This is a genomic window from Exiguobacterium sp. s59, assembly GCF_018617475.1.
GTDB classification, from domain to species: domain Bacteria; phylum Bacillota; class Bacilli; order Exiguobacteriales; family Exiguobacteriaceae; genus Exiguobacterium; species Exiguobacterium aestuarii.
In genome coordinates, this window is the sequence record NZ_JACSKG010000007.1 from 90,959 (window position 1) to 112,331 (window position 21,373).

The 21,373-nt window shown below is 38.0% G+C and carries 21 protein-coding genes and 3 pseudogenes; 20 read left to right on the forward strand and 4 right to left on the reverse strand.

Annotation, left to right across the window (positions count from 1 at the left end):
* The first annotated feature begins 130 nt into the window (after window positions 1-130).
* On the forward strand, window positions 131-979 hold the full coding sequence (locus tag KNO91_RS13695; protein WP_214818432.1) for a hypothetical protein: 849 nt from the start codon (window positions 131-133) through the stop codon (window positions 977-979).
* A gap of 302 nt (window positions 980-1,281) precedes the next feature.
* Here KNO91_RS13695 and KNO91_RS13700 read toward each other — a convergent pair whose 3' ends face one another.
* Window positions 1,282-1,905 (reverse strand): BA5345 family protein, encoded by a 624-nt coding sequence (locus KNO91_RS13700; protein WP_214818434.1) that lies wholly within the window; start codon window positions 1,903-1,905, stop codon window positions 1,282-1,284.
* A 254-nt stretch (window positions 1,906-2,159) separates the two neighbouring features.
* On the opposite strand from KNO91_RS13700, the gene KNO91_RS13705 reads away from it, so the two are divergent.
* From KNO91_RS13705 to KNO91_RS13745, 9 genes are all read left to right on the forward strand, one after another.
* Complete coding sequence (locus KNO91_RS13705; RefSeq protein ID WP_147538803.1) at window positions 2,160-3,596, forward strand: hypothetical protein; 1,437 nt, start codon at window positions 2,160-2,162, stop codon at window positions 3,594-3,596.
* 863 nt (window positions 3,597-4,459) lie between these two features.
* Window positions 4,460-5,527, forward strand: coding sequence for a hypothetical protein (locus KNO91_RS13710; RefSeq protein ID WP_214818436.1), 1,068 nt, complete (start codon window positions 4,460-4,462; stop codon window positions 5,525-5,527).
* 589 nt (window positions 5,528-6,116) lie between these two features.
* Window positions 6,117-6,449 carry a hypothetical protein gene (locus tag KNO91_RS13715; protein ID WP_214818439.1) on the forward strand — a complete coding sequence of 111 codons (333 nt, stop codon included), beginning with the start codon at window positions 6,117-6,119 and terminating at the stop codon, window positions 6,447-6,449.
* A 450-nt stretch (window positions 6,450-6,899) separates the two neighbouring features.
* The gene (locus tag KNO91_RS13720; protein WP_214818440.1) at window positions 6,900-7,682 is read left to right on the forward strand and encodes a ParA family protein; all 783 of its coding nucleotides are present in this window, start codon (window positions 6,900-6,902) and stop codon (window positions 7,680-7,682) included.
* Window positions 7,679-8,362 (forward strand): DUF3102 domain-containing protein, encoded by a 684-nt coding sequence (locus KNO91_RS13725; RefSeq protein ID WP_214818442.1) that lies wholly within the window; start codon window positions 7,679-7,681, stop codon window positions 8,360-8,362. Before KNO91_RS13720 ends, KNO91_RS13725 begins: the two co-directional genes overlap by 4 nt.
* Window positions 8,359-9,135, forward strand: a complete 777-nt coding sequence (locus KNO91_RS13730) for a ParA family protein (protein ID WP_024127810.1) — start codon at window positions 8,359-8,361, stop codon at window positions 9,133-9,135. Before KNO91_RS13725 ends, KNO91_RS13730 begins: the two co-directional genes overlap by 4 nt.
* Complete coding sequence (locus KNO91_RS13735; RefSeq protein WP_214818444.1) at window positions 9,132-9,938, forward strand: hypothetical protein; 807 nt, start codon at window positions 9,132-9,134, stop codon at window positions 9,936-9,938. Before KNO91_RS13730 ends, KNO91_RS13735 begins: the two co-directional genes overlap by 4 nt.
* Window positions 9,939-9,979: 41 nt before the next feature.
* Window positions 9,980-11,104, forward strand: coding sequence for a hypothetical protein (locus KNO91_RS13740; protein WP_214818446.1), 1,125 nt, complete (start codon window positions 9,980-9,982; stop codon window positions 11,102-11,104).
* Between the two features lie 166 nt (window positions 11,105-11,270).
* On the forward strand, window positions 11,271-12,149 hold the full coding sequence (locus KNO91_RS13745) for an Abi family protein (protein WP_214818447.1): 879 nt from the start codon (window positions 11,271-11,273) through the stop codon (window positions 12,147-12,149).
* A gap of 61 nt (window positions 12,150-12,210) precedes the next feature.
* On the opposite strand, the gene KNO91_RS13750 is transcribed toward KNO91_RS13745, so the two are convergent.
* Window positions 12,211-12,957, reverse strand: a complete 747-nt coding sequence (locus KNO91_RS13750; protein ID WP_214818448.1) for a hypothetical protein — start codon at window positions 12,955-12,957, stop codon at window positions 12,211-12,213.
* A gap of 1,163 nt (window positions 12,958-14,120) precedes the next feature.
* Between KNO91_RS13750 and KNO91_RS13755 the strand changes: the two genes are divergently transcribed.
* From KNO91_RS13755 to KNO91_RS15480, 5 genes are all read left to right on the forward strand, one after another.
* The gene (locus KNO91_RS13755) at window positions 14,121-14,453 is read left to right on the forward strand and encodes a hypothetical protein (protein ID WP_024127824.1); all 333 of its coding nucleotides are present in this window, start codon (window positions 14,121-14,123) and stop codon (window positions 14,451-14,453) included.
* A 14-nt stretch (window positions 14,454-14,467) separates the two neighbouring features.
* A complete protein-coding gene (locus KNO91_RS13760; protein WP_214818450.1) occupies window positions 14,468-15,001 on the forward strand; it encodes a DUF4258 domain-containing protein in 534 nt (177 codons plus the stop codon).
* 417 nt (window positions 15,002-15,418) lie between these two features.
* Window positions 15,419-15,682 carry a hypothetical protein gene (locus tag KNO91_RS13765; protein ID WP_214818452.1) on the forward strand — a complete coding sequence of 88 codons (264 nt, stop codon included), beginning with the start codon at window positions 15,419-15,421 and terminating at the stop codon, window positions 15,680-15,682.
* Between the two features lie 411 nt (window positions 15,683-16,093).
* Complete coding sequence (locus KNO91_RS13770) at window positions 16,094-17,362, forward strand: pentapeptide repeat-containing protein (RefSeq protein WP_214818453.1); 1,269 nt, start codon at window positions 16,094-16,096, stop codon at window positions 17,360-17,362.
* 79 nt (window positions 17,363-17,441) lie between these two features.
* On the forward strand, window positions 17,442-17,516 hold the full coding sequence (locus KNO91_RS15480) for a four-helix bundle copper-binding protein (RefSeq protein WP_353047512.1): 75 nt from the start codon (window positions 17,442-17,444) through the stop codon (window positions 17,514-17,516).
* A gap of 96 nt (window positions 17,517-17,612) precedes the next feature.
* Here KNO91_RS15480 and KNO91_RS15485 read toward each other — a convergent pair whose 3' ends face one another.
* Together KNO91_RS15485 and KNO91_RS13785 are read right to left on the reverse strand one after the other, a co-directional pair.
* Window positions 17,613-17,930 carry an AbrB/MazE/SpoVT family DNA-binding domain-containing protein gene (locus tag KNO91_RS15485; protein ID WP_214818455.1) on the reverse strand — a complete coding sequence of 106 codons (318 nt, stop codon included), beginning with the start codon at window positions 17,928-17,930 and terminating at the stop codon, window positions 17,613-17,615.
* Between the two features lie 71 nt (window positions 17,931-18,001).
* A pseudogene (locus tag KNO91_RS13785) lies at window positions 18,002-18,529 on the reverse strand (multicopper oxidase domain-containing protein); the annotation flags it as partial.
* A gap of 5 nt (window positions 18,530-18,534) precedes the next feature.
* On the opposite strand from KNO91_RS13785, the pseudogene KNO91_RS15490 reads away from it, so the two are divergent.
* The 5 genes and pseudogenes from KNO91_RS15490 to KNO91_RS13810 all read left to right on the forward strand — a co-directional run.
* A pseudogene (locus tag KNO91_RS15490) lies at window positions 18,535-18,816 on the forward strand (YncE family protein); the annotation flags it as partial.
* Between the two features lie 90 nt (window positions 18,817-18,906).
* A pseudogene (locus KNO91_RS13795) lies at window positions 18,907-19,542 on the forward strand (IS3-like element ISEnfa5 family transposase); the annotation flags it as partial.
* 851 nt (window positions 19,543-20,393) lie between these two features.
* The gene (locus KNO91_RS15495; RefSeq protein ID WP_353047513.1) at window positions 20,394-20,534 is read left to right on the forward strand and encodes a thioredoxin domain-containing protein; all 141 of its coding nucleotides are present in this window, start codon (window positions 20,394-20,396) and stop codon (window positions 20,532-20,534) included.
* 112 nt (window positions 20,535-20,646) lie between these two features.
* Complete coding sequence (locus KNO91_RS13805; protein WP_029336169.1) at window positions 20,647-21,105, forward strand: CopY/TcrY family copper transport repressor; 459 nt, start codon at window positions 20,647-20,649, stop codon at window positions 21,103-21,105.
* A 45-nt stretch (window positions 21,106-21,150) separates the two neighbouring features.
* Window positions 21,151-21,366 (forward strand): heavy-metal-associated domain-containing protein, encoded by a 216-nt coding sequence (locus KNO91_RS13810; RefSeq protein ID WP_029336168.1) that lies wholly within the window; start codon window positions 21,151-21,153, stop codon window positions 21,364-21,366.
* Window positions 21,367-21,373 lie beyond the last annotated feature (7 nt).

Below are 21,373 nucleotides of genomic sequence, written 5' to 3' on the forward strand. Positions count from 1 at the left end.
AATTCTTTTATTCCTGAACTTATTGTTTCTGTAGAAATAATTTTTGCAATATGTACGTCAATTCTCATTTAGGTGTTTATTATGTGTTTCCTATAAAATATAGTTACTTATGATGAAAGGAATGAGTTCAATGGGTAGAGACAAAAAAGAAGACATGAAGCAATCTGGTCGTGAATTTGCTCTGGATACATTTTTGACCGTAGGAAGTGAAATAAGTGCGGAAGTTGCTAAGAAGTCTATCGCAAGTGCGGCAGGTGATTTAGCTGTAGATGCGGCGAGCTCATTTATCCCCGGGGTATCAGGAGCAGTTCAAGGCTATAAACGTGCTCGCTTCGAAAGAAACATGATACGTGTCGCTGAAGAGTTAAATTTAAAGATGAAATCCCTTCAGTCGAATCTCGATTCTAAAACCAGTGAACAAAAAGAACAGATTGATAGACTGTTTCAATATGTAATAGACTCGGCGATAGACGAACAACAAGAAGAAAAAATTAAGTACATGGTCAATGGATTTGTACAAATCACGAAACATGATTTTTTATCAGAAGACTTTGTTTTAACTTATTACGACGTGTTGAAAGAATTGCGAATAATCGACATTTCGGTTTTACGGCTAATGAATTCGACTCGCTTCTGGTATCAAGAGGATGCTAGAGAGACATTTCATGATGTCATGGAAAGACATGGGATATCCTATGAGCAGTATGAAGCAGTAAGAAGAAATTTACTTCGGATCGGTTTATTGACAACTCGCACAGATCTTAATGTCGTTGATGATCTCAAAGAAATTTCCAAGACATTCAAAGATATTATTACATACCTTGAAAAACTTTCGAATCCGAAGTCCAATCGTTTACCAAAATTGAAAGAGCCTAAATTTAAATCTAAGGAGCAGTTCGAAATCTCAAGGTTCGGGAAAGATTTTATTGATTTCTTTTTTGAAATGAACCAGAACGAAGAGGAAGAACCTTTGTTGTGATAATTGTTTTTTTTTGCAAAGATCGACTTCTATCCAGACTCTTTTTTACTTCCCATCAAGAATATGATGAATGTTTTCGTGTCTTCTTGGTTGAATTTTATATTTGGTAAATCAAATGATATGTAAGATGCTGAAAGTTTTCATCATAACGAGTAAAGATATTTCATCAAAAAGAGATGATTCTAGAATATATATGAATCATCTCTCCTTTTAGATGAAAAATAAATTAATAAGGCATTTTTATAATCACTAGTCTATCTTGTATTTTTAGAACCATGATTTAAGTCCTTTGGTACATCGCTTCAAGATAGGTATTTATTTAACATATTGATCTGAAACGCTCGAAGATTATCGGAGAAGTATCTATAGTTAAGAGAAGCCGCAACTAAAATAATGGATTGCATCACAATACCTATATAAAATAATAATGGTTCTTCACCTGTGATTAAACTCCGGACCAACAAGAAGAAGATAAGCATTAGTGACCCTGTCGTACTGACGAACAATGTTCCAACCCCATGGATTGTGCTCAACAAATGTCTATATCTCCCCTCTAAATAAGCACGGACTCCTTCATCCTGTTCCAATAACATAGAGTGCCACACGTGTTCAAGATAGTAGTAATCTTTATTTCTATTTTCGTAAAGCTTGCCAAAGTTCGCATCTGTAGAAAACTTGTCTCCTAATTCGGTTCTAAATCTATTCAGACTGTCTTTTGTTCTAAAACTCCAAAAACATACAAAATAGACTTGATAAATTAGATAGCCCAAGGGAACTCCTGCAACTATCAAAGAGATTAATAACGGAACATTTTTTATGAATTCGGAATAATCATTTTGCGTAAATGAAAAATAAAAGAATAACCAAAAAATGAACACCCATCCTGGTATTCCCCATCTAATTAAATATTTCGTTTCAAAGTTCATCCAATCAATCTCCTTTTTTCTTATAGAGTATCACGTTTCAGTCGTAACACTGCTAATTAGAAATTTAATTTCAGGTCGATGTTTCCATATATCTTTTCTACATCCACTTCTTATTTCAGACATCATTTTAATTTTAGTCCCTTTCTAAAAAAGTATGCGCTGGCGCACACTTTTGCGGTAATTGAAATAAATAAAAACTCTCCGTACGTATTCTACTTTATATGCTATATTTATTCAAAGAAGAGGTGATTAATATGGAGAATCATTCATCCTCCAACAGCCGCTCGCAACAACTCATCATTTCGCAAGCGGTTAATACGATTAAACAGCATGGTATGGAGGAGATCCTCCATAGTGTATCCATTTTTGATATTCATGAATTTGTCTCAACGCTCTATCAAGAGCACTATGCGCTTGAAAATATCGAAAGCGCCTATAAAAAGATTCGTTATTACTCTTTTATGAAACTAAAGCGTCGCTGGGTAAAAACAGCCGTGCGAAATTATCAAGAGAATCGTGGTTATAATAAAGAACTTCGAGCCAAACACGACATGATCTCAGCTTATGTAAAAGTTGCAGGTCTTGAGGGACTTTACAAAGAGTTTCACGTGAAAACGATTGAAGACTACATGAATCTCTGTATCACCGAGATTGAAGAATGGGCAGAAGATCCAAACCAACTCATCCATACGTATCCATACTGGTCTCAAAAAACCGTCAATCAAAAAACTACGACGTTAAAAACAGATGTGCTCATGATATTGGGGGAAGTTGCAAAGGAAATTGATTCAACAAAGCGTGTAGCACATCATTCACCAACACTTGCTGTTGATATTCCATTTTTTGGGATTTCTGATCGCATCAAAAATAAGACTGAACAACTTGATGAGAAGCTCAATGAAGCTTCACAGCTTAACCTCGAGCTTTTGAACTACGATTCGGTCGTCCCGAAATATAAAGATGGCGTCCCACAGAACCTTTCTGTTCTAGTTAGTAAAGAGTTTATTCAAGAGTTAAATGGTAAAGTACCTGATCTAGACGCAAAAGACTTCGAGGCTTTCACCGAGATCTTGTCATATCGGGATATCTCGTTCCAAACGAGTCGCAAGATCATCTTCCCACTCGTTCAATTAGTTGAAAAACTCTATGCTAACAAGAGTGGAAAGAGCTATGACTTAACAACAAAACGCCTTATGAAACTTGGTTATTACCGAGTAGCTGGGCACAATGAAGAAGGCGATTTCTTTATCCGGGGCCTCTTCTCTTCCGTTACCATCAAGAACGCCACAACCCTTGCGGATAGTCAGGTCATCGTCACAGTAGCTGAAGAAGTGTATGATGATCTACTCAAGCAGCAAATCGTCAGTATCTACGGTGAACAGATTGAACAGTTGAAAGGGAGCTTTGCCTATCATTTGGCATTCGTTCTTCAAAAAGAACGCATTGCGTCGCTTCAAACAGGGGAGCAAAGCCCGGTTCGTCGGCATTGGCGTCAATTTACTTATTCGATTCGCTTTAATAAATCACGAAAGTCAGAGAACTTGCGGGAACTTGAGGCAAATCTTGATCGCATTAAAGAACATGAATTTATTTTGAAAGATTGGCATCGCTCGGGCGACTACTATTTCTTCACGTTTTACCCGCTCGAATCATGGGAGCTATTAAATCATCCCGATACATTGCTACTCTAACTACTCTAATAGAAACAAAACATAGAAGAAGCCTGCTATATTAAAGGCTTCTTCTTTTTTATGCTTACTCTATAGTTTATGTTTCACATGGAACGCTTTTTTGTGGATTGATGACTAAATACAGGTGAGTACCAGTATTTAATTATCAGCTGTATCCTATCAAACTACATTTATGCGATTTGGACAAAATCATTTTTTTAATTATTTGCATAAGCTTGTCGTACTGAAATGACACTTATGAGTAATTTAAAAAGAACATTTTTACCAAATTGTTCGCTTTAGGGTGAAATGATTTGTAAAAGTACGTACTGAAACGACATTTTAAATTAAATTTGGTCGCAAATTGCCGTACTAAAATGACATGCCTCTTAATTTGGTCGCAGATCATCGTACTGAAACGACATTTATTTGGTTTTTGTCGCAGTTTGTCGTACTGAAACGACACTTCTCAACTTTTTGATGAAAAACCAAAAAAAAAAATTAAGTGTCTGTCTCTTAAAAATGGTCGCAAATCATCGTACTGAAACCGCATTTTCGCTTATTTTGGTCGTGAATCGTCGTACTGAAACGACACTTTTATTAAAATGGTCGCAAACCGTCGTACTGAAACGACATTTTGACTACTTTTCGTATAAAATTTCTACTCTGAATCACTCTCAAATGGCTTTCTTAAGCAATTCCTCCTAATTTGGTCGCAAACCATCGTACTGAAATGACACATTTTTATATCTCTAAAATGGCTTAACATCAACGTTTCATCAAATTTGGTCGCGATACATCGTACCAAACCCACACTTTGACACTATCTCGAAAGAACAAGATACTAAAACTAGCATATTTTAGGATAGAGGAGGTGTAGGTACGTGGCTTACAAAAACCGTCACATTTTAGTTGCAAACAAACTACTCGTCGCGATGAGTGGCTTAACTCGTTGGACGAAACGAGCTGATCACTATCGCTATGAACAGCATCACTATAACATCCCTACATGCTTCACTTCTTTTAAGTGGACAAAGTCACGGATTCGTCATGTCCTCACACTTCTTTCTTATGCAGATGACCAAGGAAAGATTGAGTTTGTGGAAGATACAGAGCTTGCTTCTTCCGCTCATACGTCTGTTCGTTCTTTACATAATAACTTAAAAACATTTGAAAGCCATGGCTTGTTACGGCTTATCAGGCATTTCCCAGGAGTGCTCTCGATTGAACTAACCGATTATCTTGAGAATTATCGTGACCTTTATGTTGACGGAACTTCTATCGTTTCGAAGACCGGGTACACGTCTATTTGGCATGATCTTCTTTCCGAACTGCTCACGCTTGATAACGTGAACGCTTTGCGTCTTGCGTTACGTACACTCGTACAAGTTGAAAAAGATATCCATGTTCAATCACATGACCAAGCCATCCTTACCTATGACGAGATTAAAGGATTCTTGCCTAAATACTGTGGCCACAAACTTGCCATTCAAAAGATGATGGCTCGTTTGAAATTCCTTCAAGTGTCCCTTGTAGAGGACAGCCGTCATTTCTTAAATGTGGTGAAGCAAAATCTCACGCTTAAAAAACGCGTTCAAGATATTACACGTCCCGTCCTCGTTGAATTGACATTAGACAAGTCTCAAGACAGTAAAGTGATCCGAGAAGAAGAGCGTTCAGATGCTCAAATTGCTTGGTTCGAGTTGCGTAAGCGCGTTGGTGAGTTCTTCGATTTCGATGCACTAAAAGTAAGCCGTGAATCTCTCTATTCAATGAGTGATACGTTCGGTGCATTAGCGTTCCGTGAAGTCTTGGCTGACTTGAAACAAGCGTTTCTTCACCATCGTGAAGACTTAATTCATTCAAGTGAGCATCAACTCTTCTTCAATGAGCCGATTCTTTACCTTCATCAACAACTAAAACATAAAGTGGAAAAATTGACGATCGCATGATGGTCTTTTTGGCATGCCTCATTTTGAAAAATTGTATGAAAACATCCCGAATCTATATCCATTGTTGATGCATTCCATCAAAAGGCATCGTATATGACCTGTGTTTCATAAGGTCATTTTTATATTTTACATCTCTGGAAAAAAATCAAATACAATCGTTTTTATTTCAAATATATAGCGAATAAAATTGGCTGTTGGATATGATTTATCAAAAAGGAAATGAAAAAAAAATAGCCCCTTTGAATAAAAGAAACTATAGCTGACATATTTACAATCTTCTAAATCTCTCGAAAACGTTGGTGTCAAAAGGATTTTCGGACTTTCATTTTTCCTAATTCTTTTAATCTATCTTTAATTCTTATTCATTCTATTTAATCTTTTTTATTCATAAGAATATGGTTTTGTATTCTTCTCTTAATCGATTAGATCTGAGCGTTTGATTACATGTACATTCTCTAACGACTTAAATCATAGTAATCGTTCAAAAAACCGTTCATACAATATCATGAAGGTGTCACATCCATGATGACTTAATCCTATATACCCCTCATACAATAAAGTATATATCATCTTCTAGGAGGTCTTTCCTATGAAACGAAGTATTCGCTATGATGTTGATTATGTATTCGCTGGTTTTGACAATATTGAAAAGTATGGACATTGGACATATCGTGATGAAATTACAGATTTAGAACTTAAAAACGCTGGAGAAAATATTGAGAATCTCGTATTTACGGGTCAAATGTTAGATGAAATTTTTGCAACTGAATTTTTCTATCAGTACGTGACAAAACTACTCGGTGCCCCTTGTGTCACCACTAATGCGATATTCGAACATTTACATAACGAAGATGACGGTGTCTATACACTAGGATCACTCTCTGTTTCGCTGATGGAACCAACCTATCAATTTGACATGTAATGTATACATCATTAGAGCTACACGATGGTCTTAGCTTTTATTTGATGTCATCTTATCTATCGATGTTTCCATGTTCGATGTTTTTAACTTTAAATATGTATGGGTTAGAAGCTGTATGCTCCTTTAGTATCCACATATCCTGATAAGGGCTTAGCTCAAGTTGCTATGTATTATTCATTCACTAATTTCAAATTCGAAGACTATAACACAAAGTTGTAGTCTTTTTTCTATTTCAAATAGTAAAACGCTCTTGAGGTGTGAGTCGAAAGTATACGTTTCGACGTCGAAATGTATACAAATCAGATGATATATTCAAGTAAATAAAATACGTATACAATCTATTTTTAATTTGTATACAAATTATTTATTTAAATATGTCAGTTGTTCATTATTTTTAGTTGTTCTATAAAACAGAGTGTGGCATCATAAGAACTAGAAAGGGGAGAGGACATGAACATATTAACGTTTTACATTTCGAAAGGTGGATCTGGTAAAACTACCTGTTCCTTGAACATGGCTTATGCATTAGGAGAGTTAGGGGAACGTGTTCTTCTCATTGATTTAGATCCTCAGGGTTCTCTTAGCAAACTAATGTTAAAAGAATCCGATACGATCAAATACATGACCATGTTTGATGTACATACACGAAATTTAGATATTAAAGATATTTTGTTTGATGACGAAACGTATCATGTCAGTCTTCTTCCTTCAAATGAACGAAATGCAAGGTTAATTAATTTACTTTCTGAGCAAGATAAGCTCTTCCTATTAAAAGATATGATTGCACCGCTCGAAGATGAATTTGATTGGGTCATCTTAGATTCAGTTCCTTCGATCAACGAACTCTCAAAAGTTGTCTTGTCGACTGCCAATACGACCATTATTCCATTTATGCCGAAAAAGCTTGTCTTTGATCAGCTAGGAAGTACTATTCGCACCGTACAAAAAGTGAAAAAGTTCTATAATCCAGATCTAGAGATTGCCGGGGTCTTACCTGTGGCGATGGATCATACGTTAAAAGCCGATAAAGAATATTTCGAAGCAATGGAACAAATTGCGTTGACTGAATCGTTGCCTATTTTACCTGTCATCAAACGATCGACATTTATTGAAAAAGCAGCGGATAGCGGAAAAAGTGTCATTCAATACCGCTCCAAAGAATCAAAACAGTTATCTGAACCGTTTCGAGAGTTGGCACACATAATCAGAACAACCAGAGGTGATTCTATATGAAGGCCAGAAATCGTAACATTCATAAAATCAAACCGAGTGAGCAACACCCTTATCAGAGCGGTTTAACGAATATCAGTTCACTAGTTCAAAAGCTGCCAATTTCAAAGGAAGTTGAAGACCTCGTTCATGAAATCAATGAACTCGCCAAAGTACAAACCATTTCCGTATTTGAAATTGGCAAACGTCTAGTGGTCGCCCGTTCTGAGATGCATGATAAAAAAGAGTGGGGGACGTTTTTAGAAGCGGTCTCCATGTCCGCCTCACTTGCCTCACGATATATAAAAGCCTATGAGACGCTGCATCCACTCGAGTCATCGCTAACAAGTCTACCAGCATCCAAAATTTTTGAACTCATGTATCTCGATAATGTCGATGAGGTCGTCGAGCAAGGCCTATATATTAATGGTGAAAGAAGACAGGTCGAAGAACTCACGGTCAAACAGATCCGTGATCTTCGAAAAGGGAACACTCATACACCCCTTAAAGTGAAACCTTTTCAGCAAGAGAAAAAGTCATCTTCGATCTTGTCCGCGCGTATTCCAAGTGATCTTTCGGAACAATTTCAACAGTATGCCCATGCACATAATCGTAGTGTCAGTGAGTTACTAGCTGAAATGATTGAACGAACTGTATCAGACAATATAATTGAAGCCACAGATGAACAAGGAGAACAGTCATGAAGAAAATCGCATTGTACAATCGTAAAGGTGGAGTTGGAAAATCAACGACAACCATCAATTTAGCTCATGCCTACGCACGGGATGGCTTACGTGTACTCGTGATTGATGCCGATGATCAGGCGTCTTCAACGAATGGATTAGGTCTGACGAACGACTATGAAGGGAAAGTGCTATTGGATTGTCTACTCGAAGAGAACGATCCATTTTATACACCGATTGAACAAGTCATTGTCACTTGTGAATATGAGACTGGAACGATTTACTTAGTTCCGACAAGACGGTCTGCTTCACCGAGTGATTTAACGAGTCAAATTGGTTATGAGTACCGACTCAGTGAAGAGTTGGCCAAACTAGATGAACTATTTGATATTTGTTTAATTGATTGTCCTGGTTCGACGTCAGCGTTGAATCCTTATGCGCGCTGCGCTCTTGTCGCACAAGATCGAATTATCATGCCTGTACAAATGCAAAAGTTTTCGATGGACGCAGTATACTCGGCTCCTGAAGAGTTAGAAGAAATGAAACGATTCCGAGAAGATATTCATATCGCAGCGTTTATCCCGACAATGGTCAGTGCACGTTCTAAAGGGGATACGACGACGGTAGAAGAACTTGAAGAGCTCGGGAAAGAGGTCGGGATTCCTGTCCTTACAACAATCCCGTATGCCGTTAAGGTACAAACCCTACAACGTGAATCTAGACCTGTGATTGATCATAAAAGTCCTGCAACGGATGCTTATTTACAACTTGCCCAGGAGGTACTTTCTCTATGAGTCGCCCTCGTAAAAAACATACGCCTAAAATTTCGACATTCAGTGCTAATTTACCGGTGAAACAAGGAACACAATCTAGTGAAGATCGTACGGATCAAGTGGAAGCTGTCAAAGAATTTTCTGCAACGACGACTATTACGAACCCGTATCAGTCCTTACCAGCAACCGGACTTTCTCGTATTATCACAAAAAAACTGCCCGAAGACATGGAAGGCATTGTTCAATACTATAATCACATTGATGCGATTCAGGCGACAAGTTTTGTCGAAAAGTGTCGTATTCTTGCGCATGCAAATAGGTTGTTCCGTGATCCGGAAACAAAAAAGGAATTTAAACAAGAAGAGGGAAATTGGAAAGACTTCTTAGCGAAGATTGGGATGTCTCATTCCCAAGTGAATCGCTTTGTTTCTTTTTGGAATACGTTTGGTCCGAATATTTTAGAAAAAACGATCGAACAAGATTTCAGTGCGACCAAGTTAGCGGAACTCTTATCATGGCCAGAAGACCCAAAGCTCGCATTACTTGAGAGTAAGAAATATTACACAGCAAATGGGGACAAAACAGTTTATGAAATGACACGTGAAGAATTGCGTGAAGTGAAGCGTATGTTGATCGAGCGTCAAGAACAGCGCGTCATTGAAGCTGACTCTACCACAGTGAAACCTATGAAGGTTCACATTCGATTTTCAGATTTAACGGATCCATTATATGTTGGATTAACACAAGCTGCTAAAAAAGAACATGTATCTGAAGATGAAATTATTCGACGTGCGCTAAATCAATATCTAAAGCATCATGAATAAAATTTTACTCTGAAGTGGATTAAAGAAAGGAAGTTTGTAAAGTGTATGGCGAAGGCAAATATGAAGGGGTAGATCTAACAAAGTTGAATACAAGCTTACTTGGGCTTATAGACTATTCAAAATCAATTAAAGCAGATATTTCACTGAATTCTGCAGTGAAATTAGTGCAACAGAATATCACTGTCGAAGCATTTCTTCAAAAAGATAAAGAACAATTAAGTAAAGTAAACGCTGCAGTTAAACGCTCTATGAAAAAAATCATGAAACATCTAAGCCCTGAAGTGATTCGTGAGTTATGTGCAAAAAGAACAAACTATCAGTTAATTCTAGTAGATAAAGAAGTTACACCATCTACTGTTGAGTTACTAAGGATGTCTCTTATACATTATGATGAGCTATTTACCATGGATTATGAAACTTTCAAAGAAAAAACGGGTGGGAAAAATCGAGAAGTAACATATGACAAGTTGATGAAAACTCATATGTATTATGAACAGCATGTTTATAATCAAACAATCACAAGTCATGCATTTTATGTACGTCCCCTAGAGGATCAATTGTTGATCGCTCTTACTAAATCTATTGACAAAAAAGTATTAGAAAGTGAAATTCAAAAGTTTCTTCAAGAAACCTATGATACTTTGCCAGCTACATTTACTATTCATGATTTAACTATTAATCAAGGAATGAAGAAACACCTCGCTTTCCACATTTTACATAATTTAACGGAACAAGGATTCTTGACCTACAAGGATCATCTGATTAAAAAACAATTACGTACATTCGATGAGTTGATGAATTGGGAAGGATTACTTTATAAAAAAGAATTTACCTGGAAATTACAAAAAGGGTTAGGAGATAAGGAAATTGCGAAAAAGCAAAAAGTATCGCGACAACGAGTATCTCAAAAGATCCTTAAATCCTTATCGTATATACCAATTTCACATGTATCAGAAGCTAAAGAGTATGCTGATTTATTCCAAGCCTATCATTTTTCTGAAGAGTCTTTTTCTTTCATTTTTAATGAGCGTCCAGAAACATATAGGTTTCTCGTGAAGAAATTAAAAAGGGGAGACCAAAGCATAAGCGAGTTTCCTAATGAGTTAACTAATGAGTTAACTAAAGAACAACATAAGCGACTCATTGAGTATCTAAATAGCAAGTAATTTACGAGATGGAGATTAATGAATTTCTATAACCAAATGCATTAAGACCTCTCTGACTATACAATTTTGGAGTGTTTTGTTATAGTAAATGTAACAGAACCCACCACGCCTCTTTACAATGCGGACCACGGTGGGTCATTTTTTTTATACAAATGGGGGCAAGGACATGGATTCTATGGAGCCTAACCAGTTAAAAGTACCAAAAACTTACGAAGAACAAGTATCCATTTTAAAAGAGCGTGATCTACATATTGAAAATGAGCAAAAAGCTATAGAAGTACTTAAACGGATCAATTACTATCGTTTGACCGCATACGGATTAACACTGAAGACGAGTGATAAAGCAGATCAATTTAAGTCTGGAATTTCATTTGAACATATTTTAAAGCTCTACGAATTCGATAAAGAACTGAGACTTTTGTTGCTAGATGCAATTGAAAGTATTGAAACTGCGTTTCGCGCTCATATCGCTTATTATCATGCGCATACGTATGGTGCAGTTGCTTACAAAGACCCTACGCACTTTAAAAATGAAACGTATCATGCTAAGTTTTTGACTAATCTTGAGCGTTCACTTAAAGAAAATGAGCGGGAACTCTTTGTGAAGCATCATCATACAAAATATCAAAGTAATTTCCCGATATGGGTAGCCGTCGAGGTCCTGTCCTTTTCGACACTCTCCATGATGTTTAAGAACTTACATAATCAAGACAAGCAAACGATTTCTAAAGAACATTATTCGATGGATTTTAAATACATTGAAAGCTGGTTATATACGTTAACGATGATTCGGAATATCTGTGCACACCATGGGCGGTTATATGGTAAAACGTTAACGATTCGACCTCAAGTATTTGCGAACGTTAAAAAAGAACTTTCAAATGAACGAATCTTTATTGTATTCTTTATCATTTCAAAACTGTTGACTTCAAACGAGCGGAGCGTATTTGTAGACAAGCTTACTCACCTTTTAGACTCATACGCAGCCTTTATTGATTATAAACAGTTAGGTATTCCTCAAGGGTGGAAACAATATTTCGAATAACTGTATAGATGGAAAGGGACGAAGAAGAAGTCAATATGCGACTTCTCTTCGTCCCTTTTTGTTACGAATTATTCTGTTGAAGGTTTCGTTCCCGAAGAACAGCAAGCTCTACCTGTTCTTGTAGTCGATGTTCAAACGCTTCTTTTTCACGTCGAAGAAGTTGCACTTCTAAATGAAGTTTTTGATTCTCTTCTTCGAGTTGTTCACTCCGACGTGTTTTACTTTTTAATTCATCTACAGCATCCATTAAACTTTGGTTTTGGCGATTTAATTGTTTTTGACTCTCTTCAAATTTTCGAATGGTCCCTTCCAAATCAAAGATCGTCTTTTTATGAACTTTCAACTCTTCTTTCGCTGATTGTTTCTCAGTCTCTAGTGCATTTAGTAAGTTTTGTTTATCTGTATGTAGTTGTTCCAATTGCTGTTGAAGTTGTTCTAGCTCTTCCTGATGTTGCATGACTTTAGCTTCATATTCTCTATGAAGGTCTTCACTTTCCTTCACAACACTGTCTTCAAGTTCACGTATCGTTTCAGTATATTGAATTGTCATACGTTGAGTTTCTTTTTGTTGCTTCTCTAAGCGAAGCGCTCGTTCTTGAAAGAGTGAAGTAATCTGATTAAGTGTAGTTTCAAGTACACCATTTTCTTCGTCGATTAATGGGTCTGGTGATTGTTTATCAGCTAATTGAATGAATTCTTCAAACAATTGATTCGTCGTTAGGTGTCGTTCTTGCATTAAACGTTGAATATGTTCTGTCACTTCTTCAGAGACACGAAATGACTTTACTTTTGTTTCGTTTGAGGCCATATCCTATTCACTCCACGGTATTTTTTTTTAGTATATCATATGGTTTTGGTTCAATTTCGTATTTGAATTGACATGGAATCTGTATATAGAAATTTAAGATGTACAAATAGGATGTTTACAACTTGTAGGAGGTCATCAAAATGGCTTATAAATTATAATGTTCAATTCCAAAAGCGCTTAAATTCATAATGTACGACACTGATAAAAGTAGATAACTCTATTGTATTTATTGGTATTGATGGATCGGAGGAATAATTGTGTTTGTTCAGTGTGAAGATTTAGAAAAAAGTTTAACATCGTCTATATTAACCATGTTACCTTAAGTGTAAACATTTCGACGTCGAAATGTTTACACTTAAATTCTAGTATGGTGTATATAAAAAAGAACCTTGCATGTGATGTAGCGACATTCTTTTTTATAGTTCTAGAATGCGTAAGATATCCTTAAATGTATGCCAGGTTTCCTTAAGTTCTGCTTTTTTAGGAATGTAGATAATGAGACCATCATGCCCTCTAGTTAAATTGACACGATATGCATTTCGTTTGATCTGAAGCGGCGCTCTGTCTGGCATAAAACTGAAAAATGTTACGTAGATCTGCCTATCTGATCAACAAGTGGCCAGTTTACGGGTGAAACCGTTAGAGGAATTTATGTGATGCAGACTAATGGTCTCTTTCTTCGCAGTAGTGTTTATTGTAGTTGTGATCGCATTTTCGGTGGATATGATCCTGGGGAATCAGTTGCATCAGCATGGTCGTAGTTTGTAGCGATTCATGTCGTTTTATAAGTCTGACGTAGTACATGTCAGGTTCGTCTTTTTGATGATAGACAGACTTGGCGCTTACCGTTTTATTTTAAATACATGACTGAAAAAGTGTGATCGTTAGATTAGATATAGGTATACACTAATTGACGAAGTAAAAAGTTAGATTTGAAGATATCCCGATAAACGTCCAAAAATATGATTATTATGAGTATTTTTGAATTTATGATACGACCAATTACTCATTTTTATTGAAATTAAAAATCGGTGTTGTAGAGGTGAGTAGAGTATGAGAAAGTAAAATCGACGCCAACAAGAAAAGGATTTTCAGGAAATAATGTACATTTTATTAATCGTAAAATGAAAGGTTGTACTTAGAGTTAAGGAGGTAATCGATCGGTGAAAAACATTTGTAATTGTGAAGATTTAAAACGTATTAAGGTAGAAGCGGATATTGGGGCGGACCCGATCTGGTGTGCAGTTTGCCACTACAATGTGGAATTGGACGTCTTTCCGATTTCTGACTCGTTGAAGCAAGATTTTCATGACTGGGTTAGTCGATTTGGGGAATGGGTGGACTGGGAAACCGATACACTCACTACAGACGGAAAGGTCAAGGAGAAACAACATAATAGTGAAGGTGAATTCCTTACTAAACGCTTGAAACAAGAGCTTGGTGAAACATATGAAATTGAATTTATTGCTTCAAAAATGTATGAGACATATGAATAAGGGGGAGTAAGCGTATGTACAAGTGGATTACTGGAGTTATTTTAACTGTATTTTTGTTCGGTGTAATCGGTCCTAACGTTAGCTATGCCATGCAAGACGAAAGCGAGCTCGATTTCGAACAATATGTTGTTGATTACCCCGAGGGACTTGAAGAATTTGATGCTCGAATCTACTATGATAATGCAGAATTAGGTTTGATTGAATCTGAACATAGTAAAGATCCGGGTTTCCAAGTAATGGCGCTTCCGCTCGCGCCTATCATCATTGCAGTTGTAGTTCGCTTAGTTGGACAGTGGGTAGGAAAGCAAGCGGTTAAAAAGATTTCTAAACATGCTGCAGAACGAGCAGGACAACGGGGGATTACTGAACGACAATTTGCCAGTGCAATGGCATATGGAACGAAGTACGTAGATAAAAACACAGGCGCGAAGATTTTGTACCACTCGCCGACCAAAACAACACTGGTATTAGATAAAGCAGGGAAAGTCGTTGTGACTACGTATAAACAAAATAGCCCAAAAGCGGTGTGGAAAAAGCAAAGTTGGTAAAAAGGTTCGGGATTGGGGTGTAACCCGTTAGATTAAGAGAAAAAAGGAGACCTGTAGCGATTCGTTCGCTCCAAGTCTTTTTTTCTTTTTTTATGGGTTCGTACACATATTTCGGACTAAATAGATAAAGGGATTACTATAAATTTGTTATTGTGCTTTTAGATTTAAAAGTCCATCTCCAGGGAAATGCTCTCGCCTGAATCCAGAATTCGGATCCGGGAAAAGGAATGTTGTCGCGTGGCGAAAACAAATGGTTTTGGTGAGAAGTCAAAGGCATAAAGAAATCACGTTGTTCCGTCTATTCATGAATGTGTATTTGCGATGTTTGGATTAATGAAAAATGAGTGCGTGTTTGGTGAAAATGACCGTTTTTCCTACGTAAGCCCTGGGCTTGTTTTAAACAAGCCCAGGGCTTATATGAAACAAGCCGAGATGTTGAGAGGTCAGATTCAAGGTATTGTTGAGCTATCAACAGGAGAGGATGATTCAAATGAGTCAGACCAGCAAACGATTGAAGAGACGAAAGAGGTATTGCTTAGAAGACTTCCTGAACGGATGGACATCGATCCTGGGGTATTTGAGTTAGTAAGCATGGATCTCCTTTGTGAGGTGAGAGAAGGGGAACGATTGAAACAGATGACGGTCTTCTTCAATACGAACATGCTTCAAGTTCATAACTGATTATTTCAAAATGTATACATGTATACTTGTCGATGGGTATACATGTATACATTTTTTCTCTTATGAATGGTTGAGGAGTTGTTAAGCGAGATGTAAATCACATAAATATAGATATTAGGAAACGGTAGATAAAAATTGAAAAGGATCAGACATGATAGAGGAGTAGCTGCTCAATAGTTAGGTGTGTGTGGATGATTTTTTCTTAGGCAGTAGAGGCATGGTCTTTTCATTCGGAAAGTATTTTATTCCTCTCTATCGATACTATCGCATCGACTATAATGGACCTATCGAGAAGGTCTAACCCTCAACATATGGGTATTTACTGTTTTTTGTTGAGATACTGTGACAAAAAAGCAATTCTCTTCGATGTGATCAGTGTGTATCACGATAAAATTATAGGAGTAACCACTAATGAAGCAATTGACCCCTTCGCAACTCAGTGACATCCTAACTAAGCATAGAAAATGGCTCATCAAAGAAGTAGGTGGCGAGCGCGCTGACTTAAGCGGTGCTAATCTAAGTGACGCTAACTTAGTTGACACTGACCTACACCATTCGAACCTAACAAAAGCTGACTTACGCGGCACAAAACTAAATGGCGCAGACTTACATCACGCCAATCTCGTTGAATCCAACTTAAACGATGCCAATCTCGTTGAAGCCAACCTCAGTTATGCGAATCTAAGTTGCGCAACCCTAAGTGACGCGGACCTAAGGCACGTAAATTTAGTTGAATCAGATCTTAGGTTTGCTAACATCCATCACGCTGATCTGAGCTTCTCGAATTTAGACCATGCGAATCTAAAAGGAGCAAACCTAACTAGCGCGAACCTATTTGCTACATCGTTAAATGGCGCAGACCTAAGGGATGCACAATTAGATCATGCAGAATTAACTGGCGCGTCTTTCATTGAAGCAGATGTACATGGTACACGATTCCATTCTGCTAACCTCGTTGCCGTTGACCTAAGCCATGCAAATCTAACGAAAGCCGACCTAACGGGCGCAAGACTGGTTGAAGCCGATTTAGTTGAAGCCAACCTAAATTACACACGTTTAATTGAAGCAGACCTCAGTTTCGCTAACATCCATCAAACAGATATGAGTCACGCTAATTTAAGAGATGCAACCTTAAGAGAAACCAATTTATTTAAAACGAACCTCTTTGCTGCCTCACTGAATGGTGGAGATCTAAGAGGTGCACATGCATATCGTTCTGACCTAATTGGCGCATCTTTAATCGAAGCCAATCTAAGCAGCATACGACTACACTATGCTGACCTAGGTATAGCTAACTTCAACTATGCTAATTTGACAAATGCTGACCTAAGTTCCATGAAACTACTTGGCTCATACTTAAAAGAAACCAATCTAACAAATGCTGATCTAAGGTGGGCAAGACTATATAACGCAGACTTAAGCGGCGTAAGTTTATATGCAGCAGACTTAAGTGACGCTAATCTAGTTGAAGCGAATCTAGCGAATGCTGATCTACGGGGCACAATACTAAATGGTGCAGACTTAAGTGACGCTAATTTAGTTGAAGCGAATCTAAGCTATGTCGACCTAGTTGATGCTAATCTACGCTTCGCTGATTTAACCAAGGCTGACCTACGCGGGGCAATACTCATTAAGGCAGATCTATATGAAGCTAACCTAAATGACATATTGCGACTGTAAGCATCTAAGTTGCCCATAGAACAGGGTGTTATTTAAATTACCGAGCACAATGCACGTGTCTCGATTAAATAGGCGAAGTATGTTGGGTGAAAACCAAAAATGTGCGGAAGCATGCTTTAAGTGTGCAGAAGCATGCCGAAAAATGGCATCTTAATCAGACTATAGAAAATCAAAAAACAGGCTGCGCAGTTGTAGATGCGGGCCTGTTTTTGTGTGTTTTAAAAACCTCTTCTTAATGCTTTAATCAGATTTAAATCGAACTGCATAAAGGTTGTTCTTGCTCCGATATTTTAATTATAATCATTTGTTCTTCTGAAGATGCTTCAATTGAAAGTAGAGTGCTTGGGTTGATTTCCAGCTGCTTTCTTAGTTCAATGGGGATGGACAATCGGCCATTTCGAAATATGCATTGATTTAAGGTCTTATCGTGATGGGTCTTTTTAATAATGATTCGGCGGTTCTTTTCGTAAATAAACACATATGCTCCATTTTCGATTCTTATTGATTTGGTAATGTGACTGGGAATGGTAACCTGTCCGTTTTTTGTGATTTTCTTTAAAATGGCCATACTTCAGCCCTTTCATTCGATTTATTATGAAAGGATAGCTGCCCAAGGAGGGCTTAGGCAGTATCTCCCTGTTATTCAGGCTTATTGCCTGCATCCGGATCTGGTGTAAAACTTGGTGTAAAGCCGTCATACTTCACCATATTTACCATACCGGCTGTAGCATGATGCAAATCATGGCAATGGAATAGCCAGTTACCAGGATTGTCTGCCTTAAATGCTACGACAACTTCTTCTCCCGGTTTTAAATTTATGGTATCCCTAATGATTGAAGAGCCTTCAACCGGCTTGCCGTTTTTGCTCAGGACTTGAAAGAAGTGTCCGTGCAAATGCATTGGGTGGTCGTCCATCATCGAACTGTTGGTTAAAGTAACTTTTACAAGATCTCCTTCTTTAACATTAATATTGTCTGTCTCAGGAAAGGTCTTTCCATTGATGGTAAATACTTGCCCCTCTCCATCCATTTTTGTATTAAGATCCATTGTATACTCAACATCATAATCCTGTTCGAGTGTGAACTCAGCATCTTCAAACACACCGTAATTCATATAGTTAAACTCTGGGAGCTGCATTTCCTGGTTAGAAGTGTCAGTGGACCCTTCTGTATTATGTTGATGTAAATGATGAATTTGCCTATGTGGCAAACCAGGGTACAAAAGACGCTCCATCTAACTCCGTCACAGTGATTGAACTTGCCTTAAGAAAAGCAACTGCTGAAATTATAACCGGAAAAGGGGCGCACGGAGTCGTAACCAGTCCGGACAATAAGAAAGTATATGTAACCAATATGTTTGAAGATACAGTGTCAATCATCGACAAAGGGCAAAACAAGGTAATCGAAACGATCGAAGTGAAAGGTGTTCCAAATGGTATCAGCATAACAGAATAACGCCAAGCCCCGCTGCCCACATTGATATGCTCCCCAATAGGTAGACAGATGAAATAACAAATCTGTTTATTCTATTGGGGAGTGTTTTTTTTGGCGAGAAGTCGGCATACGATCGAACAAAAATTGAGTGCGCTGCGCATGATGGAAGAAGAAACATATACTTGGAAAGAAATCATGGAGGCTCATGGCGTCTCTAGGCACACCCTCCAGGTGTGGAAAGTGAAATTCGATACCGGTGGGATCGATGCGTTGAAGGAATCGAAGGCATGGAAATCTTACACCAAGGAACTGAAAATCGCGGCCGTCCGCGACTATCTCGATGGGTTCACTAGAATGGAGGTACTCTCCAAGTATCAGATCAGTGATTGGTCTGTTCTTCGTAAATGGATTAAGAAGTATACTAGTCATAGCGAGTTAACAGATTCGAGAAAAGGGATGGATCGAGCTATGACAAAAGGAAGAAAAACTACATTCGAAGAGCGCCTTGAGATCGTGAAATATTGTTTGGAGAATGGACGCAACTACCAGCAGACCGCGGAACAATTTCAGGTGTCCTATGCCCAGGTCTATGGCTGGATCAAAAAGTATGACACGGGCGGGGCAGAGGCGCTCGTGGACCGCCGTGGGCGTACGAAGCCAGAGGACGAACTAAGCGAAGAAGGGAAGCTTAAGCGCCGTATCCAGCAAATGGAGCTTGAGAATGAACTTCTTCGTGCGGACATCTTGATTTGATCTTGTAATTGAGTGAGTGCAATTTCATGTGACGACACCTTTCGCTCATACTCCTCTTGAAGTCGTTCAGCTTCTGCAATTACGCTTTGTTCAAGGTCATGAATGGTATTTTTATATCGCGCGTTGATTCGCTCATGTTCTTTTTGTTGCGTTTCTAGTCGAGAGGCTCGTTCATTGAACAGGGCAAGCACTTGATTCAGTGCTGCTTCGAGTGATTCGTTCTCCTTGACGACTAAGGGGTCCGGTGACTGTTTATCGGCCAATGATATTAATTGCTCGAATAATTGGTTGGTTGATATTTGACGTTGCTCCATTAAACGCTGAATATGTTCTTTCACTTCTTGTGACACGCGGAATGACGTCACCTTGGTCTCGTTTGATTCCAATTCTAATCCCTCATTTGGTTATTATTTTGTATACAGCATATGTAGTTCCTATATTTAAATCATATAAATACAAGTTGTTATAAAAAAGAGTCACTCATAAACTGGCACTTTGTGGTGTAGGAAGGTATACATTTCGACGTCGAAATGTATACCTTCCTACACTTTTTACTTATGAGAATGTCTCAATAGTAAGCTAGTAGTCGAATCATCTATTTAATCCTAGCGACTAAGCAACAAAACGCTTAAGACAATTCCTACTTTGTTTTATTACATCATATAAGAGATGACAGTAGTTAACAATTTAAAGCTGTATGAGTTCAAAATAAAAAACATACAAAATGAACACGAATATATAGATTGACAAATAACGTTTACATTCGTAAACTCAAATAGATTACAAATGTAAACGAAAAGAGAGGAGAAAAAATGCTTTCGAAATTTCAATTATCTGATTTGCAAATGGTTAATCACTCTACGCAGCCTGTAGTCTTAAAGTTCACCGCCGATTGGTGCCCGGGATGCCGTCAGCTCGCACTACTATTTGAAAGCGTTGCTGAAGGATATCCAGATGCGTTTTCTAGACAAGAATATAGCCAATGAAGACTGAATAGCGAACCCAAAAACATAATGGTTGACAGTCGACGTTTACGAATGTAAACTTAAATCAAATAAAACGTTTACGATTGTAAACTTAAAATTGGAGGTTAGACAAATGGCTGAACATGTCGAAAAACAAATCACGGATTCAGAATGGGAAGTCATGCGTGTCGTTTGGGCCCAAAAGCACGTGACCAGTAAAGAAATCATCGAGGTATTGGAAAAGAAGATGAGCTGGAAGCCTGCGACGACGAAGACATTCATTGGAAGGCTCGTGAAAAAAGGGATGCTCTCAACCGAGGCCGAGGGGAAGAAATTCATCTACTCCGCGAACGTCGTTGAAGGTGACGTCATCAGAGAGACGTTACACGATCTACTCGATCATATCTGTGACAGGGATGTCGGGAACACAATCGGAACGATGATCACACAGGCGACACTGAGTGTACAGGATATCGAGAATCTCAAAAAAATCCTAGAGATGAAGGAAAGTGAAGCGGTGGAGGACATTCCATGCACCTGTACCCCGGGTCAATGCAGATGTCAGGACCATTCCTGTGGATCCAGACATTGAGTTTGAAATGATGTCATGAATGTAGTGAATAGGAGGAGATTCAAGATGAAAAAAACGATTTTAACGATTAAAGGTATGTCATGCGCTCATTGTGTCAACAAAGTCGAGTCAGCACTTGAAGGTCTGAATGGGGTTGAAAGTGCGAAAGTCAACTTAAAGAAAGGCATTGCAAAAGTGAAGTACGATGAAACACGACTAGATGTGAATGAATTTAAAGAAGTTGTGGGCGAGGTCGGTTACGAAGTCGAATCAGCCCAATAATAAATAA

What these genes read in the sequence shown, in the direction of transcription:
- KNO91_RS13695 (WP_214818432.1), top strand. Translation starts at nt 131, where the DNA reads ATGGGTAGAGACAAAAAAGAAGACATGAAGCAATCTGGTCGTGAATTT.
- KNO91_RS13700 (WP_214818434.1), bottom strand. Translation starts at nt 1,905, where the DNA reads ATGAACTTTGAAACGAAATATTTAATTAGATGGGGAATACCAGGATGG.
- KNO91_RS13705 (WP_147538803.1), top strand. Translation starts at nt 2,160, where the DNA reads ATGGAGAATCATTCATCCTCCAACAGCCGCTCGCAACAACTCATCATT.
- KNO91_RS13715 (WP_214818439.1), top strand. Translation starts at nt 6,117, where the DNA reads ATGAAACGAAGTATTCGCTATGATGTTGATTATGTATTCGCTGGTTTT.
- KNO91_RS13720 (WP_214818440.1), top strand. Translation starts at nt 6,900, where the DNA reads ATGAACATATTAACGTTTTACATTTCGAAAGGTGGATCTGGTAAAACT.
- KNO91_RS13725 (WP_214818442.1), top strand. Translation starts at nt 7,679, where the DNA reads ATGAAGGCCAGAAATCGTAACATTCATAAAATCAAACCGAGTGAGCAA.
- KNO91_RS13730 (WP_024127810.1), top strand. Translation starts at nt 8,359, where the DNA reads ATGAAGAAAATCGCATTGTACAATCGTAAAGGTGGAGTTGGAAAATCA.
- KNO91_RS13735 (WP_214818444.1), top strand. Translation starts at nt 9,132, where the DNA reads ATGAGTCGCCCTCGTAAAAAACATACGCCTAAAATTTCGACATTCAGT.
- KNO91_RS13745 (WP_214818447.1), top strand. Translation starts at nt 11,271, where the DNA reads ATGGATTCTATGGAGCCTAACCAGTTAAAAGTACCAAAAACTTACGAA.
- KNO91_RS13750 (WP_214818448.1), bottom strand. Translation starts at nt 12,957, where the DNA reads ATGGCCTCAAACGAAACAAAAGTAAAGTCATTTCGTGTCTCTGAAGAA.
- KNO91_RS13760 (WP_214818450.1), top strand. Translation starts at nt 14,468, where the DNA reads ATGTACAAGTGGATTACTGGAGTTATTTTAACTGTATTTTTGTTCGGT.
- KNO91_RS13765 (WP_214818452.1), top strand. Translation starts at nt 15,419, where the DNA reads ATGAAACAAGCCGAGATGTTGAGAGGTCAGATTCAAGGTATTGTTGAG.
- KNO91_RS13770 (WP_214818453.1), top strand. Translation starts at nt 16,094, where the DNA reads ATGAAGCAATTGACCCCTTCGCAACTCAGTGACATCCTAACTAAGCAT.
- KNO91_RS15485 (WP_214818455.1), bottom strand. Translation starts at nt 17,930, where the DNA reads ATGGCCATTTTAAAGAAAATCACAAAAAACGGACAGGTTACCATTCCC.
- KNO91_RS15495 (WP_353047513.1), top strand. Translation starts at nt 20,394, where the DNA reads ATGGTTAATCACTCTACGCAGCCTGTAGTCTTAAAGTTCACCGCCGAT.
- KNO91_RS13805 (WP_029336169.1), top strand. Translation starts at nt 20,647, where the DNA reads ATGGCTGAACATGTCGAAAAACAAATCACGGATTCAGAATGGGAAGTC.
- KNO91_RS13810 (WP_029336168.1), top strand. Translation starts at nt 21,151, where the DNA reads ATGAAAAAAACGATTTTAACGATTAAAGGTATGTCATGCGCTCATTGT.